The sequence below is a fragment of the Arminella tubonensis genome (genome assembly GCF_003240585.1).
Classification (GTDB): Bacteria; Pseudomonadota; Alphaproteobacteria; order Rhizobiales; family Rhizobiaceae; genus Rhizobium; species Rhizobium tubonense.
In genome coordinates this window covers 82286-99377 of record NZ_PCDP01000019.1, presented here as the reverse complement: position 1 = coordinate 99377, position 17092 = coordinate 82286, and the positions used below count along the sequence as shown (strand labels likewise).

The following is a 17092-nucleotide window of genomic DNA, read 5'->3' as shown; positions in this document are numbered from 1 at the left end:
GACTATTACAGCTGTGCTCAACTGACCGGAAGCGCGAAGTCTACATGCTGCGCAAGGTCTTCAGGCGGATGTTTTTTCGCTCGTTGTGAAGGGCGGTCGGATGCTGGGGCCGGGAATTGCCACGCTTGTGTGTCCAGCATTTATGCCGGAAAAAGACGTAACGCATCCATTGAGTTGCCAAAAGAACATAATTGTTCCACCAACATCGCACATAAAAGTCGTGATAGAGAATTGGATCAAAGTCGAATGCGCATACGATATATTTTCCTCGGCGTTTTCCTGGCAATTGCACCGTCGGGATATGCTCTGGAAGTCGGACCACCGCCCGTTTTGGCGCCACTACAGCAGCAGGCTCAAGCCGCTCATTTGAGCGCACAATTCCTCACGCGTTTCAGCTATAAGCCCGTTCCGCTCGACGATGCCTTGTCGGCCAAGATCATGAACCGGTTCATCAAGTCTCTAGATCCGGACCGGGTCCTCTTCCTGCAGGCGGACATTGACAAGTTCATGGGCGACAGCGCCAAGATTGATGACGCCATCAACCGGGAGGACCTGCAGATCCCGTTCTCGATTTTCAACCTTTATGAGCAGCGAGTTGTCGACCGCATCAGCTACGCGCGTGACCTGCTAAAGCAGAACTTCGATTTCAGCGTGCAGGAAGACTATTCCTTGCTACGCGACAAAGACCCTTGGCCGCAATCTGAAGCCGACAGCAATGAACTTTGGCGCAAACGCGTCAAAAGCGACTGGCTGCGGTTGAAACTCGCAGGCAAAACTGACGCGGCCATTCGCGATACGCTCGACAAGCGCTACGAAAACTCGCTTGAGCGCGCCTACAAGTACAAAAGCGACGATGTGTTCCAGTCATTCATGGACGCCTATACAACGTCGATTGACCCGCACACGGACTATTTCGGCGCGACCGCGTCAGCCGAATTCGATATTTCAATGAAGCTTTCGCTGGTTGGTATTGGGGCGGTATTACAGGAACGCGATGACTATACGACGATCCGTGAACTCGTGCCGGGTGGCCCGGCGCAATTGTCCGGCAAGCTCGCGGTCGGGGACCGCATTATCGGTGTTGGTCAGGGCGAGGACGGCACGGTAAAGGAAGTTGTGGGCACACGCCTTGATGAAATCGTGCAAATGATACGAGGGGCAAAAGATTCTGTCGTGCGCTTGGACATCTTGCCAGCGGATGCCGGAGCAGATGGCGGCCATCGCCTCATCAGCCTGACGCGCGACAAAATCAGCCTCGAAAAGCAGGCTGCCCAGAAGGCCATCCTGTCCCTAAAAGATGGCGACGCCACGCGTAAAATTGGAGTGATTACCCTACCCGCGTTCTATGAGGACTTCGAGGCGCGGCGAAAAGGCGACAGAGACTACAGAAGTGCAAGCCGCGATGTGGCCAAGCTTCTTGTTGAACTGAAACAGGACAAGGTCGACGGCGTTCTGATTGACTTGCGCAATAATGGCGGCGGTTCGTTGACCGAGGCAATCGATTTGACAGGCCTGTTTGTCGGCAAAGGCCCGGTGGTTCAGCAACGCGATGCTGGCGGCAAGGTGGCCATTCAGAGTGATGATCTTCCGACGCCTGCCTGGACAGGTCCGGTTGGTGTGTTGATCAATCGCGGTTCGGCGTCGGCTTCCGAGATTTTTGCCGCAGCGATACAAGATTACGGTCGAGGTGTCATTGTCGGCGAAACCAGTTTTGGTAAAGGTACCGTGCAAACTGTGGTCAATCTTGACCAGGTGGCCCACAACAGCAAACCGAAATTCGGCGAGTTGAAACTAACAGTCGCCCAGTTCTTCCGTGTCGATGGCGGTACGACACAGCTGCGCGGCGTGACGCCTGATATCGGCTTACCCGGCCTTTCCGACCCCAAGCGCTTTGGTGAGGCGAGTTACGACAACGCGCTGCCGTGGACAAAGGTCAAGCCTGCGAACTATGCGCCTGCCGGAAATATAATGGCATTGTTGCCCCAACTGCAGAGCCGTCATGATGCTCGGGTGCAGAACGATCAGGATTTCCAGCGCTTTGAACAAGACATTGCCGAACTGAAGGCGCAGCGCGAGAAACAGGTTGTCTCTCTCAATGAAACCGAACGTCGCAATGAATTGACGGCTCAAGCAAGTCGCCTCAGGTCACGCGAGCAAATAAACGATGGTGTGGACCCTGGTGAAGACGATGGGCTGCAAGCAGACGAGCGTAGCTTGAGTGCTGATATTGCCATTGAAAATGCCCGCAAGAGCGCGAAAGACGTCTTGCTGAAGGAGGCCGCCTCCATTCTTGCCGACGAGGCGGATTTACAGGAAGCTGTGCCAAAGGCCGCCACACGACAATTGGGAAATGCGGACGGAAAATAGTCAATTTGAGCCATTGGCCATCAAAGGGGTCAGTGGTTTGAAATCTCTCTCAGCCGTGTACGTCTGCGATGATTGTGCTCTGCTCACGACAATCGGTGGAAGACCGGGGGACCCGCGAAGTTCCCGGTCTTGGCAAGATCAGCCGAAGCGTGCGATCAGAAAGTCAATTGCGCTTCTAAGCATCGCTGTCGGCCGGCGATCCTGCCGATAGACGAGATACATGGGCACCGATTTATACGACCAGGCCGGCAGAACGGGCTCAAGTCGCCCGCCGGCAAGGTCATCAGCCAATAGCAACTCGGGCTGCAAGACGATACCAGCTCCGGATATTGCCGCGACACGCAAAGCCGCGCCCTGGTTTGTCGTGAAGCGGCCCCTCACTGGTACCTCACAGATTTCACCATCTGGTCCAACCAGATGCCAGATTCCCTGCTTGCGCCAGTATGACAGGCCGAGGCACTGATGCGTGCTTAACTGTGCAGGCCTTTCTGGCCTTCCGTGTTGCTCTAGGTAAGACGGTGCGGCTGCGAGTATCCGACGATAGGGCTTCAACGGCCGAGCAACGAGGTCGGAGGCATTCATTTCGCCAATATGAATGCCCAACTCGTATCCCTCGCTGATCAAATCCGGGGCGCGGTTGTCTAGGGTCAGTTCAATGCCGACCTCCAGGTTTTGGTCTAGATACTGGACGAGTGCAGGTACAAGGCTTTCACTTCCAAAGCTGACCGGCGCCACCAGCCTCAGCCGGCCGCGTGGACTTGACTGCAGTTCTGAAGCACTTGCTTCGGCGGCGTCCACCTCCGCGAGAGCGTGTTTGCTACGCTCGTAGTAAAGCCGACCGACCTCGGTCAGTTGATGCCGACGCGTCGTGCGGTGAAGCAATCGCGCGCCGAGGCGCTGCTCAATGGTGCGAATATGCTTTGCGACCATTGTTGCCGATACACCATCAGCCTCAGCGGCAGCGGCAAAACTTCCGCTATCGACGACCTTAATGAACATTCTCATGCCGGCCAGCTTGTCCATGATTAAGAACCCGTTGGTTTTGAATGATGCAATCTGGCGCCCATTTATCCCTGTCGCAAGCCATTAGATAGTTCGCAGCGTCAGCGCCTCGTCCTGATGCGCTATTTGCAAAGGATATGTCATGCCAATCTTGCATCTAAAAATGCACCCTGGACGTACGGCCGAGCAGAAGAAAGCCTTTGCGCGCGAGGCAACCCGAGTTGTCGTCGAGACGCTGGTCTGCCCGCCCGAAAGCGTAGAGATCCTTATCACCGAAGTTCCGAAAGATGCCTGGGCGACGGCAGGGACGTTGAAATCGGATGGTTGAAACCGATTGGGAGCAGCCGCTAGGAAACAACCCAGCAGAGGGCTCAGAACTGAAAAATGGTGCGCTAGGCCTGTGATCTGCACCGAAAGGTTGGCATTCTTCAGGACAGCATGAGGCGCTGCTTCTTCGTAGCAATTTGAAAACAGAGTGGGGTCGCGATAGCCGTCTATGATGACCCCACCCGCACTAAAAAACGATCGACATCGTCGAGGCGGAGGGCAGGCTGCGTGCTGTTCAGAAGGATACGCTGCCTATCGAAATCGCACGTCACTTCGCCCGCTGCGGGTCTTTGCCATCTAGCACATTCCAAAATGAATGTGCGCGGTGTCTGGTATTGCATCCCTGGCCAACGCTTGGCAGACGAGGAAAGCCAATAGGAGGACCAGGAGGGGAACGGCGCCCATTCTGTAAAACATCTCAAGGCCAGCCATATTGGGCGGGGGCCATTTTCATCGAACCGCGGCGGCTCCCGATGAGCGGAACCAGTCGCCAGCATACGACGCAAAACGTCAACCGCACCAAAGAATATGTTGCTGGTCATGGCTGGGGACTTAAAATTCACCTTCATCGGGCTGATCCCTCACGGCACGCAGCTTCCTGTCGTTGGCGATGGCTTGGACAGTGCCTAGGACAGTAACGATGCCAACGGGCAACCAATTAAGCAATTTACCATCTTTGCCTGCTAATTTAGCGAAAATTTACCATGGCGAGGGGGCCGGAAATGAAGATCTCTATCAAGACGGGACTGACATCACTCCTTATCGTGCTTGCACTTGCCTTTTGCGGCAACGCATTTGTGTCGTTGGTCGGGTTGAACGAAACCAACGCATCGACGATCGCCCTCGGCAAGAACTCGCTGCCGAGTGTTAGGACTATCGGCGACCTGGAAGCCGCCCTTACTGACAAACGACTGGCCTATGCGCAGCACATCCTGTCGCTGACGGACGAAACAATGTCCAAGGCGGAGCAACGCATCAATGACGTCAAGCAAAGAGCAGCCGAGCAAATCGCGGCCTTTCGTGCTCTCGCCCCGTCTGATGTCGAACTGAAGCTGATCGACCAGATCGATGCGGGTGTTGCGGCCTATGACACTCTCGCAGCGCCGATGCTCGCTCTGTCGCGGCAGAACAAAAACGAAGAGGCTGCTGCTATCCTCAATGGAGCGATGCGGGATCAAGCCACCAAGAACGGCGCACTGCTCAAGCAACTCAAGGATGTCAACCTGGACGCTGCCCATCAAACCGTCGATCGCGCTGCAAAGGCATTCTCCTCGGCAATGGAAATTTCCATCGCGACCATCGTTGTTATTCTCGGGCTGAGCGGCTTCGGCATCTACTATGCGGTCAGGATCGTCTCGCTGCCGCTGACCCGGATCACCGGCTCGATGAAGCAGCTGGCAGAGGGGGAACTTGATCGCGAAATTCCCTACCGTTCACGCGCTGACGAAATCGGGAAGATTGCAGCAGCGCTGGAAGTCTTCCGTGAAAGTGCGCTTGCCAATCAAAGACTGGAACGGGAAGTTGCGACCCAGCGAACAATTTCCGAGCAGGAGCGCGACCGTATTGCGAAGCTTGAGGGAGTGAGAGCCGAAGCTATGGCATACGCAACGGCACAACTCGGCAAGGGTCTGAAGCAGCTGTCTCGTGGAGACCTGACCGGCCAGATCACCGAACCATTCGTTGCGGAACTCGAAAGCCTACGGGCAGATTTTAACACTGCCACGACCCAGCTTGCTGAGACGCTGCGGGCGGTTGCCGAAGCGACGGGCGCCATCGATGTCGGCACGAGCGAGATCAGCCAGGGCGCGCAGGATCTATCGAAGCGAACTGAACAGCAGGCTGCGTCGCTCGAGGAAACAGCCGCGGCCCTCGATGAAATCACCGTCAACGTTTCGAATTCCTCAAAGAGAGCCGATGAGGCACGCGCCGTGGCTGCGCACGCAAATGCCGGCGCGGCACACTCGGGCGTCGTCGTCTCAAATGCCGTCAATGCAATGGAGAGGATCGAACAGTCATCCCACCAGATCGCCAACATCATCGGCGTGATTGACGAGATTGCGTTCCAGACAAACCTCCTGGCGCTGAACGCTGGTGTCGAGGCTGCTCGAGCAGGGGAGGCCGGCAAGGGTTTTGCGGTTGTGGCGCAGGAGGTGCGCGAGCTCGCCCAGCGCTCAGCCAAGGCAGCCAAGGAGATCAAAGATCTCATACGCAGCTCGAGCGTGGAAGTGCAGAACGGCGTCAAGCTCGTCAGCGAGACGGGCGAGGCACTGAAGACTATCGAGGGCTATATCATTACCGTCAACCAACATATGGACGCCATTGCAACGTCAGCGAAGGAGCAATCCGTAGGCCTTTCCGAGGTCAACACTGCCGTCAACCAGATGGACCAGGTAACCCAGCAGAACGCTGCGATGGTCGAGCAGACAAACGCGGCGAGCGCGACGCTTGCCGACGAGGCGACCAGGCTGCGAGAGCTGATCGGGCAGTTCCAACTCGGCGGGATAAGAACGTCGCAGGCAGCGCCGCGCCGCAGACCTGCCGCCCTGGCTGTTGCTGCTAGCACGCTCCACAAGCCGGCTATTTCTCCGGCGCGCAAAATGGCCAATACTGTGGCTGCAGCTTTCGGCGCAAAAGCAACCGCGGGTGCTGATCACTGGGAAGAGTTTTGATAATCGGGTGCTGACCCGTGAGATCCCCGGGGCTGTCGCTGGTCTAAGCGACGGCCGTCGGAGTTCTTGGTGGATCGACGTTGACGATGAAGCGCTTGATCCTGAGTTCAGTTAACTCAGGGCCGAGATTTTGTGCTACCCGGACGCCGATCCGCCGATCATGCGCCTGACGGCATTCGACCGCTTAGTGGCCTAAAAAACGATCACCTCCCGCCGAAACGACGGGACCCGTGCGTCAAACGCATAGGTGGGCTGAGAGATTGTCGCTGTTTTAAACCGATTGAAACGCCTATATCTCAACCATCCAAATGACGCCGGAGCCAAGCACGGTTGCTGACGTCAGGCAGCCCTCAGGAAAGGGGATTATCATGAACGTAGCACGCTCTTTCAATAACTGGCGCAAGTTCCGTCAGACCGTTACCGAACTTGGCCGCATGTCCAGCCGCGAATTGCAGGACCTTGGCATCGACCGCGCCGATATCCGCAGCGTTGCCCGCGCATCGGTTTCTCGCTAGTCGCGCCAGACGGCACCGCCTAATATTGCACGACGCCCGCTCATGAAGCGGGCGTTTTTGTTTTCAAGCGTCATGTCGGAGACCGTTTGGTCACCGTTTCGCCGTCGGCGTTCCCAGTTCGTCTTCTCTTGCATAGCTGCCGTGCGCATCCCTGCTAAGCGCCGCGCCCGTCGGTTAACACTGATCTCCTCCACTCGAAAATGGAGGATCGGACATTTGTCTCGGTTGCAGAACTCTTGCATCGCCCTATTTTGCGCTTGGAATGGTGAAGGAAAACGGGTGCAACTGCCGTGACGAGAGCCCATCTCTCGGACATTTACCGAGACTACATTGCCTGCCTGAACAGACAGGACTGGCCAATCTGGCGCGGTTCGTTCACGAGGACGTCCACTACAACAGCGAGCGGATCGAATTATCAGGCTACCGCGAGATGCTTGAGGGAGATTTTCGGGCGATACCAGACCTTAGTTTCAACATCGATCTGGTAATCTGCGAGCCACCGCGTGTCGCGAGCCGCCTGCGCTTTGACTGCAGGCCGAAAGGAACCGGCCTTCATGTAGATGGCAAAGGGTCTCGTTTACCGAAAATGTATTCTACGAGTTTCGAGACGCACGCATTGAGAAAGTATGGTCGGTCGTAGACCAGGCCGCAATCGAATCTCAGCTTTAGTACCAAAAGCTCACATCTGCAGACCGCTGAAGACGAATCCGTTCAGATCGGAACCCGCCAATGGCGACGGTTGATCATCTTCGGCGCCTGTGGCGCCATCGTTGGTGCTGGGCGGTACTCTTGCTGAAGGTGAACTTTTGCCTACATCCTGTCCCGCGGGCAAGTCGTACGATAGGATCACGTCCGTCGGTCCGTCCCTCGCCCTAGGTGGGGCAGCTCACGGCAACCATAGGAGAGACCAATGCAAGACGCTTTCGTCGTCCGCCGCGAGACACACATTCCGGCGCCGCCGGCCGCGGTCTTCGCCCTCCTGACCGATCCGGAGAAGATTCTGCGCTGGATGGGAACTGAAGCGCAAACCGAGCTTCACCCGGGGGGGCTCTATCTTGTTAACGTCACGGGTGCACGCTTTGCTCGCGGTTCCTTTCGCGAAGTGGTGCCGGTACACCGCCTGGCCTACAGCTTCGGCTGGGATGGTAGCGAGGTGGTGCCGCCCGGTTCGAGCCTGGTCGAAATCGACCTGATCGAGCAGCCGGACGGAACGCTGCTGCGCCTGACCCACACCGGCCTGCCCAGCGCCGAGCAATGCGTCGGCCATGCTGAAGGCTGGGCTCATTACCTTGGTCGGCTGACCGAGGTTGCCGCCGGGCGCGACCCCGGTCCGGACATCATGGCGGGCAGAACGTGACTGCTTTCCGTTCTCGAAATTGCCGCTCCTGATACGGGTGCTTAGGGATAAGCAAGAGCTCGCAGGCGCTTCGAAGGCAATCACCCCGAGGATTGGACCGCGTGCCTGGCGCCTGTAGCGGATGTGAATGGCTCGTTGTGACAGCTCATAGCCTCGCCCCGAACGTCGCTCTCTACTTGTCTACTCTTCTAGCGATGTCCGTGTCCTAGTGTGTCGGGACCCGACCACAATGGAAGCACCGTCGCCACGGCGCGGATGACAGCCTTTGGCCGCCATGGCATGATCGAAGTATGAAACTAGCCGCCCCTCTCGCCTGGCTGGTTGACGGGGCCGGCGCCTCGCCCAGCCCTGAATGGTTTCTGGCCGAGCTCGGCCGCCAGCTGCTGGCCGACCAGCTGCCGCTGGCCGGCGGAGCTTTGACGCTGGCGGTGCCGCATCCGATCATCGCCCGCCGCACTTGGCTATGGCGAGCAGAGACTGGGGCGGTGATCGAGACGCTAGGCTTCGCCGGCGCCGGCGATCTGCCTGGGCAAGCCGGGCGCGACTGGCTGGCGGGGCTTGGTCCGGTGGAGGAGGAGACGATCGGCTCCGCGTCGGACTGTCCGGTGCTAGGCTGGGCCGGGACCCGCCCATTCGACCCCGCCGAGGCCAGTCGACTGCGCGAGGTTGCGCGCTTTGCTGCAGCGCCCTTGGCCGCTCTGACGGCCCGGGCGGCGCTGGTAACGTTGCTCGAGGCCTATCTTGGCCGGCGTAGTGCCGCCCGGGTGCGGGCCGGTGCGCTGCGCCGTGGCACTGGGGAGACCATTCGCGCCGCGCTGCTCTGTGCTGATCTGCGCGACTTCACCGCGCTGTCCGAGGCGACGGAGCCAGCAGCAATGATCGCCACCCTCGACGCTTGGTTCGACCGGGTCGCCGGGGCGGTGCACGCCTTCGGGGGCGAGGTGCTGAAGTTCATCGGTGACGGCGTTCTGGCGATTTTCCCGGTCACCGGCGCCACGGGCGAGGCCTGCGAGGCGGCGCTTCGCGCGGTCGTTGCTGCCCGCGCCGGCATGGCCCATCTAGACACGGTGCGACAGGGGCAGGGGTTGCCGCCGCTACCCTTTGGTGCGGCACTGCATTTCGGCGAAATGCTGTGGGGCAATATCGGCGCGGCCGATCGGCTGGATTTTACCGCCATCGGCCCTGCGGTCAACTTGGTGAGCCGCCTCGAAGGACTATGCAAGCCCCTTGGTCGTAGTGTGCTCATCTCGGGCGCGATCGCAGCGGAGACGACGACAGCTTTGATCCCTCTGGGCGATCACTCAATGCGCGGTATTGCTGATCCCTGCGCGGTCTTCACCCTGCCGGAAGATTGAGCCCCGCCCGTCACCCGGCGAACGCCGGCCGCGCCAGCGAGGCGAAAAGCGGTCCTAGCGCTGAAGGTCCCATGGCGAGCCAGGAGGTCGATACTGACGAGGGTGAGGCAACACCCGTGCGCGCGTCGATCCCCTGGTGCTATTTCCTCGCCGTCTTGAAAGCGGACGCTAGGTTTAAGAACAGGCGTTTCGGGAGGGTAGCATTTGCCATTTGTTGGTACCGCCGGATGGTTGATCCCCGGTTCAGTTGCCGCTCGATTTCCAACAGAGGGTTCAGCGTTGGCGCGTTACTCGGCGGTGTTCAACGCCGTCGAGATAAATTCGACATTTTATCGCCGGCATAAGCTGCAGACAATTCAGCGATGGGCCAACAGCGTGCCTGAGGATTTTCGCTTCTCGGTGAAGCTTCCCAAGCAGATCACGCACGAATTGAGATTGGCTGATCTGGAGCAGCCGTTATTGCGCTTCTTAAGCGACATCGAACCCCTGGGAGCAAAGCTTGGTCCACTGCTGTGCCAGTTGCCGCCCACGCTGGAGTTCGGAGGGTCCGAAGTGAACAGCGGTCTCAGGTTCATGCGGAAACAGCATGGGGGTGAGATTGTCATTGAACCGCGGCATGAATCGTGGGCATCCGATGGCGCGAGCGATCTGCTCGACGAGCTGACGATTGATCGAGTTGTTGCAGATCCTATCAAAATCGCTGGCATGGTGCCGGCTGACGAAGGATTTCGATATCTCCGCCTCCATGGCAAACCCAAGATTTACTACTCGTCTTATTCAAGTCTGGAGATTGGCGCGTTTTCCGAAATGCTCAGCCAGAACGACTGGTGTATTTTTGACAATACGGCCTCAGACGCAGCGATCGAGAATGCCCTCGAAATGGTTCAAAACCGTGAGACAAGACGATAGCGTGCCAAAAAACGTCAGATGGCCCAGCCGGCCTTCAGTCCCTCCAGCACCGCCTCTTCCGCCGTCCGAGGCGTCAGACAGTCCCCGATAATGTGCAGATCGCCCTCGAATTCGGAAAGCTCCGCCTCAAGGATGTTCACCGCGTCGTGGCCCAGAGATGTGACGAGCGTATCGATGCCATCAACGATGATCGGCTCTTTTCCGGTAACGTGCGAAAGATAGACCGTGCTGCCGTCGATGCCGTAGAGGTCGGCATAGGAAATGACCTCCACACCGAGATCATGCAGGACGCCTGCCCACTGATCACGAACATAGGCCTGAATGCGCTGACCGGGCATGTAGCCGTTGACCGCGAGGCGAACCTTGCAGCCCGCACGCGCCAGCTTCTCAGCGATTCCCATACCGATCCAGTCACAACGCCAGTCCGCGATCAGCACCGAACTGCCGACGTTGACCTCGTCGCGAAGAACCTGCCAGGCGGTCACGACATGGGCGGTTTCTACACCGGGAATATCCGGAAGCCGGGGCTTGGCCCCCGTCGCCACGATCACGGCATCCGGGTCCAGCCGCTCGACCAAAGCGCGATCGACCGCCGTGTTCTTGACTATGGTGACGCCCGCCAGTTCAGCCTCGTGCGCAAGATTGGTGACGATGCCGCCGAACTCCATCCGCCGTGGAATCAGTTGAGCCAGAAGCGCCTGCCCACCCAGGCGATCCGACGCCTCGTAAAGTGTGACGTCATGCCCGCGTTGCGCCGCGACAGTTGCTGCCTTCATGCCCGCGGGGCCGCCGCCCGCCACGATGACACGTTTTGCCACCCTGGCAGGTGTCAGCCGCCCATACTGCAACTCGCGTCCTGTTTCGGGATGTTGAATGCAGGAGATGGGAACGCCGAGCTGAAAATGACCAATACAGGCCTGGTTGCAAGCGATGCAGGCGCGAATATCGTCGAAGCGTCCTTCCTGCGCTTTGGCAGGCATCTCCGGATCGCAAATCAGCGCGCGTGTCATCCCCACCATGTCGACGTCGCCCGCGGCGAGAAGTCGTTCCGCGTCCTGAGGCTGGTTGACACGGCCGGTATAAAATACCGGGGTCGTGACCTTCCTTTTTATCGCCGCGGCGGTCGTGGCACCGTAAGCGCTCCCAAACGCCATCGGTGGCGCGATATGCACAGCGCCGCCAAAGCTCGCCGAGGATCCTATCGTCAGGTTGAAATAGTCAAAGATGCCGTCGAGAGCGATAAGGATCTCTGACACCTCATCCGTGGTCATCCCGTCCAGGTCGTTGTCCGTAGCACTGAACCGCAAGCCGCAGATGAAGTCCGGGCTCGTTTCGGCACGAACAGCTTCGACGACCTCACGAATAAAACGCAAGCGATTGCCAATCGAACCTCCGTAGTTGTCATTGCGCAGATTGACGCGTGGGTTGACGAACTGGGCCGGCAGATATCCGTGGCTCGCGACGATTTCCACACCATCGAGTCCTGCTTCCTGCAGTCGCCGGGCGGCTTCGCCGTAACCCTGGACGATCTCGTCGATCATTCGGGGCGGCAGTGCTTTCGGCATGACGTGGAAACGCTGGTTGGGCACTGCCGAGGGAGCATAGGCAACCGGTGCTGTCCCTTCGCTGGTCTCCATGATTTCCCGACCGGGATGGAATAGCTGACCGAAAACGGTCGTGCCATTTTGATGACAGACCTCGGCCAGCTTCCGGTAACCGGGAATGCAGTCATCGCTGGTCGCCATCAGCAAGTGCGACGTATAGCGGGCGGTCTCGTGCACGCCCGCGACCTGCAAAACGATCAGTCCGACGCCGCCTTCAGCCCGCGCTCGCTGGTAGGCGATCAGCGCATCGTTCGGCGCAAACGCCGTTGGCAACGTGGTGTCGTGGCCCGTTGACATGATCCGGTTCTTGATGACCGTGCGCCTGATGGTAAATGGAGAATATAGATGCGGAAGGACGGGGCTCACGGCGCTCTCGTGTTCTCATGTTGGACGGCGATGCGAAGCTATAGTGCATCCATCAGGGTCACAATGAATATTCGCCCAAGCCAGCCAAGGAACGCTGAAGTTGGTCCTCGCTGCGGTGGCGATTGCCAAATCCTTTGTCCGGGATGGGAGCAAGTGCACCTGCGGCGGCCAAGTCATGATGAGCCCGACACCAATCGTGACCAACGCCGTCGACGTTGAGCGCTTATCTTGGCGATAGATGGTCAACTCGCCTGCCGCTGCGGCACGCGCTCTGAAATGGAACGAAACCCCCTGCCGCACATTACTCATCGTCGGGGTTCCATAAAGGCAACGCACCGCGCAGCCAAGCGCGATGGAGATGACCAGGGCTCCCCGACCACGAACGAAAGACATGCCTGTGGGAACGATCCTGATAATTGTAGTTTTGGTTGTGCTGTTTGGCGGTGGCGGCGGCTATTACGCGCATGGCAGATATGGTGGCCGCGGTCTTGGTGGTGTTCTTGGCCTCGTTCTCGCCATCTTGATCATTTTGTGGCTGGTGGGTGGCCTTCACGGCTTCCACAACGCAGTCGTCTGACCGCGCATCCACTCGATCGCACTCAAGAAACCGGATCGTGGCTCTCACCGCGGCGATCCGCTGGAAGCGGTGCTTGGGGCGAACGTACGACGATCTCAAATTGCCAATGCTCCTGCGGGGAGTGGGACGCGCGAATGAATTGCGGTCGCGAAATGCGGCGTGATGTACCGGCAGCGCAATGGCGGCTTGCAGCTTTAATGTTTGGCCGACGATATCGCATGCCTGCTTCACGCCGTTATGGCGCTGAGCATTTCCTCCCCCGTGATGATCCTTTCGACCTGCTCGATGGTGGTCGTCTTCGGATTGATGTCCTCCGCGACAACCCTTCCGCCGCGCATGACGATAATCCGGTCGACCACCTGAAAGACATGGTGGATGTTGTGGGCGATGAAAATACACGAATGGCCGGTGTCACGTGCTTCACGAACGAAGCGCAAGACCCCTTGCGTCTCGGCGACTCCCAGATTGTTGGTGGGCTCATCAAGAATGATAAGGTCGCTGTCGAACTGCATCGCACGGGCGATTGCAACCGCTTGACGCTCCCCTCCCGACAGTGACGAGATCGCGGTATCGGGCGGAATGTCCTTCGTGATGCCCACTCGCTTCAAAAGGTCGCGGGCGGAGGCATTCATGGCGGCCTGATCCAGGCGGTTGAAGAAACGGCTTCCCTTGACAGGTTCGCGCCCAAGAAAGAGATTTCGGGCGATCGACAGCTGCGGGACGAGCGCCGAATCCTGGAAAATGGTTTCGATGCCGTGGGCGATGGCATCGGCGGTGCTCTTGAGTTCGACTTTCCGACCCTTGATGATGACGTCTCCGCTCGTCAGCGGCACGGCGCCGGACAGCACCTTGATCAACGTCGATTTGCCCGCGCCGTTGTCGCCGAGCAGCCCAACGACCTCATGCGTTCTGACGGTAAGGCTGACGTCGCGAAGCGCATGGATGCGGCCGTAGAACTTGTTGATTTTCTCCATTCGGATCAGCTCTTCGGCCATCGTCTACACTCCCGCGTTGTGGCGTTTTTCGAGCCCTGAATGCAGCGCCATCATGCCGAGTATGATCGCGCCGATGAAAATATTGTAGGCAAGCCCGGGTACTCCGACCATCACAATGCCGTTTCGCATGATACGCAGGATGAAGATGCCGATCACCGTTCCGACGATGGTACCCCGCCCACCCGTCAATACCGTCCCGCCAATCACGACCATCGCAATCACTTCAAGCTCGTAACCGGTTCCGCTATTGGGATTTGCCGCCGACGTACGGATCGAACTGATCACCCCTGCAAGCGAGGCCATCGCGGAAGATGCCATGAACAGGTAGATCTTGGTTCGGCTGACATTGACACCGCGAGCTCGTGCCGCATTGGGGTTGCCGCCCGATGCCTGTATCCAATTTCCCGCTTTGGTCTGGGTGAGAATGAAATGGGCTGCGATCGCTGCGAGCGCGAACCAAAGCACCGACATGTACATGCGGAAGCTGCCGATGAAGAAGCTACCCGCCAGTGCGTTGGCAAACCAGTTGCCTCCAGCTGTCCAGGTGTGTTGGGGGAAGCCGTCGGTGACGTAAAGGGCGGTTCCACGCACCACCAGGAGCATGCCCAACGTGACGAGAAAGGAGGGGATGTTCAGCTTTGTCACGAACCACCCGTTAACAAAGCCAATGAAGAGACTGAGTGCGAGCGCGACGAGGAACGCGGCACCGAGCGGCATCAGATTGCTGTTGAACACCGTCCACATCAAGACGGCGGAAAAGCCGAACACGGAGCCGACGGACAAATCGAATTCCCCTGCGGTCATCAGCAATGTCATCGCCAACGCGATAAGGCCGAGCTCGACGGTGAACGAAAGCGTGTTGCTGATGTTTTGAAGCGAGAGGAAATCCGAATTGAAAGACCAGAAGACTACAAGCTCGAGGACCAGCAGGACGAGCGGACCGAATTCCGGCTTCGAAACGAAGCTTTGAAGAAGAGAACGTTGTTCCATTGATGCTCACCGGTTGGGCTGTGCCACCCGGGTGAACGGGTGACACAGCCAGTAAGACTATCGACGACGTTATTTGCCGGAGAGAATTTTGTCGTAGATTTCGGCCTTGTCTTTTTCGTAAAGGGCGCCGGTGATAATGTTAAAGCCGGGCGGGATCTTTCCTGCCGCCATGGCTGCGATAGACAGGGCCATATAGCTGGTTGCCTGCGGATCCTGCCATTGGGCGGCATTTACGTATCCGTTCAGAACTTCCTGCGTGGTATCGGTCGAGTTGCCCCAGCCGACGACCGGAATTTCACCGGGCTTCACGCCCACCTGATCGAACACCCGCTTGATGCTGCCGTTGACGAGATCGCCGAGCCCGATGATTGCCTTGATCTTCGAGCGATTGGCGGTCAGGTAGTCCGACATGCGGGTGATGATTTCAGCCTGGTCGAGTGTCGCATCCGTGACTTCCCACGTGATGTTCAACGGCTTGAAGACGCTGGCAATTCCCTGCTCTTCCTGCACGCCATAGGTTGCGCCCGGGACCTCGACCGGCATCCAGACGAAGTCACCCGATTTCACCAGCTTCTTGTCGACCAGATATTGTGCCCAGGCCGTGCCAAACTTTACGTTGTCGCCGCCGACATAGGCGTCGAAGCTCGCCTGGGGATCGGGCGTATTGAAATTGATGATCGGTATGTGGGCGGCATTGGCCTCCTTGACGACCTGAACGAGGCTACCTGGGTCAGGGCTGGTGGTCACGATCCCCGCCGCTCCGGCCGAAATTGCGGCCCTGACCGCTTCCTGTTGGGCAGGAACATCACCGTTCTGGAAAGACGTATTGACCTTGTTGCCCGTATCCTCGGCCCAAAGCTTCGCGCCAGCCAGAAAATAGGTCCAGACAGGATCCGCCGGTGAGCCATGCGAAATCCAGTAGTAGGTTTTACCCTGAGCGCAGGCCGTCGAAACAAAGCCTGCTCCTGCGGCAATGACGATCGCCGATAGTATCGTGATAGCTTTCTTCAGCACGTTGGAACTCCTCCCTTGGCCCGGTCTCCAGCCGAGCGGCTTATTTTGCTGACCTCCCAGTCAGCATCAAAATGATTTGCACACGCGCGCCATTCTGATGTTCGAAGCGAGCCGTAGGTTGAAGGAGATGTCAAGCGACTCCCGTGTCGAATCGGGCCACGGGAGCTGAATACAAAGTACATGGATGAATTGAACAGTCATTTTGAGGTATTCGCCCATGGTCTGAGATGAATTTGCGAGCGATCAGGCGAGCGTTTCCTCGAAAAAATCGAGCAATCGTTTCCAGTGTCGTTCAGCGCCGGCTTCGTTGTAGGCGTCGCCGCGGTCGGGAACGGTCCAGCCATGCGACATGCCGACATAGTTCTCAATGATATGGTCAACTTCTGCAGTTCTGAGCGCTTCGGCAAGCCGAGCGGATTGTTCGGGAGGAAAGCTACCGTCCACCCCGGCGACGCCGACATAGAGGCGGGCCCTGATATCGCCGGCAAGGCGGTGTGGGCTATCGGGTCTTTCGCTGGCGAGGTTGCCGCCATGAAAACTTGCTGCCGCCCCGATGCGATTTGAGTAGGTGGCCGCTGCGGTCAGTGCTCGGCCTCCGCCCATGCAATATCCAACAACACCGATCGGACCGACAACGCCTTCATCATCCAGGACCTCCAGGAAGGCAGCAGAATCGCGTTTTGTTATTTCCTGTGTGGTCTCATTGATCATCTTGATAATCTGGGCGCGCGCGGCCTCGTTGGCAAAGGAACCGCCGTCGAAAGGCCCGTATTCGCCGAAGCGATAGAAAAGATCGGGCAGAAGAACGACATGACCGGCATCGGCCAGTCGCTGCGCCATGGCATAAAGCGGATCGCGCGGCCCCATCGCATCCATATAGAAGACAATGCCGCTCAACGCTTTGCCGACTGAATTGTCCGGGCGGAAAATAGATGCTTTGGCGAGGCCGTCCGCTGTCGCAATCTCAATATCGCGTTTCATCTGCCAATCCCTTGGTGATCATGGGGACATTCATCCTGCGGGTGGTTGCTCTCCGGCAAAGGCG

General features: G+C 58.2%; 14 protein-coding genes and 1 pseudogene. 8 read left to right on the top strand and 7 right to left on the bottom strand.

Features of this window, described 5'->3' with window-relative positions; all coding sequences use genetic code 11:
- The first annotated feature begins 246 nt into the window (after positions 1-246).
- The gene (locus tag CPY51_RS06820) at positions 247-2367 is read left to right on the top strand and encodes a carboxy terminal-processing peptidase (protein ID WP_111159531.1); all 2121 of its coding nucleotides are present in this window, start codon (positions 247-249) and stop codon (positions 2365-2367) included.
- A 138-nt stretch (positions 2368-2505) separates the two neighbouring features.
- On the opposite strand, the gene CPY51_RS06815 is transcribed toward CPY51_RS06820, so the two are convergent.
- A complete protein-coding gene (locus CPY51_RS06815) occupies positions 2506-3390 on the bottom strand; it encodes a LysR family transcriptional regulator (RefSeq protein ID WP_111159530.1) in 885 nt (294 codons plus the stop codon).
- 121 nt (positions 3391-3511) lie between these two features.
- On the opposite strand from CPY51_RS06815, the gene CPY51_RS06810 reads away from it, so the two are divergent.
- The 7 genes and pseudogenes from CPY51_RS06810 (at position 3512) to CPY51_RS06780 (ending at position 10501) form a co-directional block, all read left to right on the top strand.
- Positions 3512-3697 carry a 4-oxalocrotonate tautomerase gene (locus CPY51_RS06810; RefSeq protein ID WP_111159529.1) on the top strand — a complete coding sequence of 62 codons (186 nt, stop codon included), beginning with the start codon at positions 3512-3514 and terminating at the stop codon, positions 3695-3697.
- A 721-nt stretch (positions 3698-4418) separates the two neighbouring features.
- The gene (locus CPY51_RS06805) at positions 4419-6365 is read left to right on the top strand and encodes a methyl-accepting chemotaxis protein (RefSeq protein WP_111159602.1); all 1947 of its coding nucleotides are present in this window, start codon (positions 4419-4421) and stop codon (positions 6363-6365) included.
- A 368-nt stretch (positions 6366-6733) separates the two neighbouring features.
- Positions 6734-6880 (top strand): DUF1127 domain-containing protein, encoded by a 147-nt coding sequence (locus tag CPY51_RS06800; RefSeq protein ID WP_111159163.1) that lies wholly within the window; start codon positions 6734-6736, stop codon positions 6878-6880.
- 290 nt (positions 6881-7170) lie between these two features.
- Positions 7171-7549, top strand: a pseudogene (locus tag CPY51_RS06795) (ester cyclase).
- Positions 7550-7790: 241 nt separating this feature from the next.
- Entirely contained in the window at positions 7791-8237 is a 447-nt protein-coding gene (locus CPY51_RS06790) for an SRPBCC family protein (protein WP_111159528.1), read from the top strand.
- A 290-nt stretch (positions 8238-8527) separates the two neighbouring features.
- Positions 8528-9592 (top strand): adenylate/guanylate cyclase domain-containing protein, encoded by a 1065-nt coding sequence (locus tag CPY51_RS06785; protein ID WP_111159527.1) that lies wholly within the window; start codon positions 8528-8530, stop codon positions 9590-9592.
- Between the two features lie 204 nt (positions 9593-9796).
- Positions 9797-10501, top strand: a complete 705-nt coding sequence (locus CPY51_RS06780) for a DUF72 domain-containing protein (RefSeq protein WP_111159526.1) — start codon at positions 9797-9799, stop codon at positions 10499-10501.
- Positions 10502-10515: 14 nt separating this feature from the next.
- Here the strand turns inward: CPY51_RS06780 and CPY51_RS06775 are convergent, their stop codons facing one another.
- The 6 genes from CPY51_RS06775 to CPY51_RS06750 all read right to left on the bottom strand — a co-directional run bounded on the left by CPY51_RS06775 (position 10516) and on the right by CPY51_RS06750 (position 17028).
- Positions 10516-12471 (bottom strand): oxidoreductase, encoded by a 1956-nt coding sequence (locus CPY51_RS06775; RefSeq protein WP_111159525.1) that lies wholly within the window; start codon positions 12469-12471, stop codon positions 10516-10518.
- 301 nt (positions 12472-12772) lie between these two features.
- Positions 12773-13279: a hypothetical protein gene (locus CPY51_RS34195; protein ID WP_154677720.1), complete on the bottom strand. Its 507-nt coding sequence runs from the start codon at positions 13277-13279 to the stop codon at positions 12773-12775.
- Positions 13276-14043 carry an ATP-binding cassette domain-containing protein gene (locus tag CPY51_RS06765; protein WP_111159523.1) on the bottom strand — a complete coding sequence of 256 codons (768 nt, stop codon included), beginning with the start codon at positions 14041-14043 and terminating at the stop codon, positions 13276-13278. Before CPY51_RS06765 ends, CPY51_RS34195 begins: the two co-directional genes overlap by 4 nt.
- A gap of 3 nt (positions 14044-14046) precedes the next feature.
- Positions 14047-15033 (bottom strand): ABC transporter permease, encoded by a 987-nt coding sequence (locus CPY51_RS06760; RefSeq protein ID WP_111159522.1) that lies wholly within the window; start codon positions 15031-15033, stop codon positions 14047-14049.
- A gap of 69 nt (positions 15034-15102) precedes the next feature.
- Positions 15103-16047: a substrate-binding domain-containing protein gene (locus tag CPY51_RS06755; protein ID WP_111159521.1), complete on the bottom strand. Its 945-nt coding sequence runs from the start codon at positions 16045-16047 to the stop codon at positions 15103-15105.
- 243 nt (positions 16048-16290) lie between these two features.
- The gene (locus tag CPY51_RS06750; RefSeq protein ID WP_111159520.1) at positions 16291-17028 is read right to left on the bottom strand and encodes a dienelactone hydrolase family protein; all 738 of its coding nucleotides are present in this window, start codon (positions 17026-17028) and stop codon (positions 16291-16293) included.
- Positions 17029-17092 lie beyond the last annotated feature (64 nt).

Bases quoted from the DNA above. Each gene is read 5' to 3' on its own strand.
- CPY51_RS06820 (WP_111159531.1), top strand. From the start codon at position 247: ATGCGCATACGATATATTTTCCTCGGCGTTTTCCTGGCAATTGCACCG.
- CPY51_RS06815 (WP_111159530.1), bottom strand. From the start codon at position 3,390: ATGGACAAGCTGGCCGGCATGAGAATGTTCATTAAGGTCGTCGATAGC.
- CPY51_RS06810 (WP_111159529.1), top strand. From the start codon at position 3,512: ATGCCAATCTTGCATCTAAAAATGCACCCTGGACGTACGGCCGAGCAG.
- CPY51_RS06805 (WP_111159602.1), top strand. From the start codon at position 4,419: ATGAAGATCTCTATCAAGACGGGACTGACATCACTCCTTATCGTGCTT.
- CPY51_RS06800 (WP_111159163.1), top strand. From the start codon at position 6,734: ATGAACGTAGCACGCTCTTTCAATAACTGGCGCAAGTTCCGTCAGACC.
- CPY51_RS06790 (WP_111159528.1), top strand. From the start codon at position 7,791: ATGCAAGACGCTTTCGTCGTCCGCCGCGAGACACACATTCCGGCGCCG.
- CPY51_RS06785 (WP_111159527.1), top strand. From the start codon at position 8,528: ATGAAACTAGCCGCCCCTCTCGCCTGGCTGGTTGACGGGGCCGGCGCC.
- CPY51_RS06765 (WP_111159523.1), bottom strand. From the start codon at position 14,043: ATGGCCGAAGAGCTGATCCGAATGGAGAAAATCAACAAGTTCTACGGC.
- CPY51_RS06760 (WP_111159522.1), bottom strand. From the start codon at position 15,033: ATGGAACAACGTTCTCTTCTTCAAAGCTTCGTTTCGAAGCCGGAATTC.
- CPY51_RS06750 (WP_111159520.1), bottom strand. From the start codon at position 17,028: ATGAAACGCGATATTGAGATTGCGACAGCGGACGGCCTCGCCAAAGCA.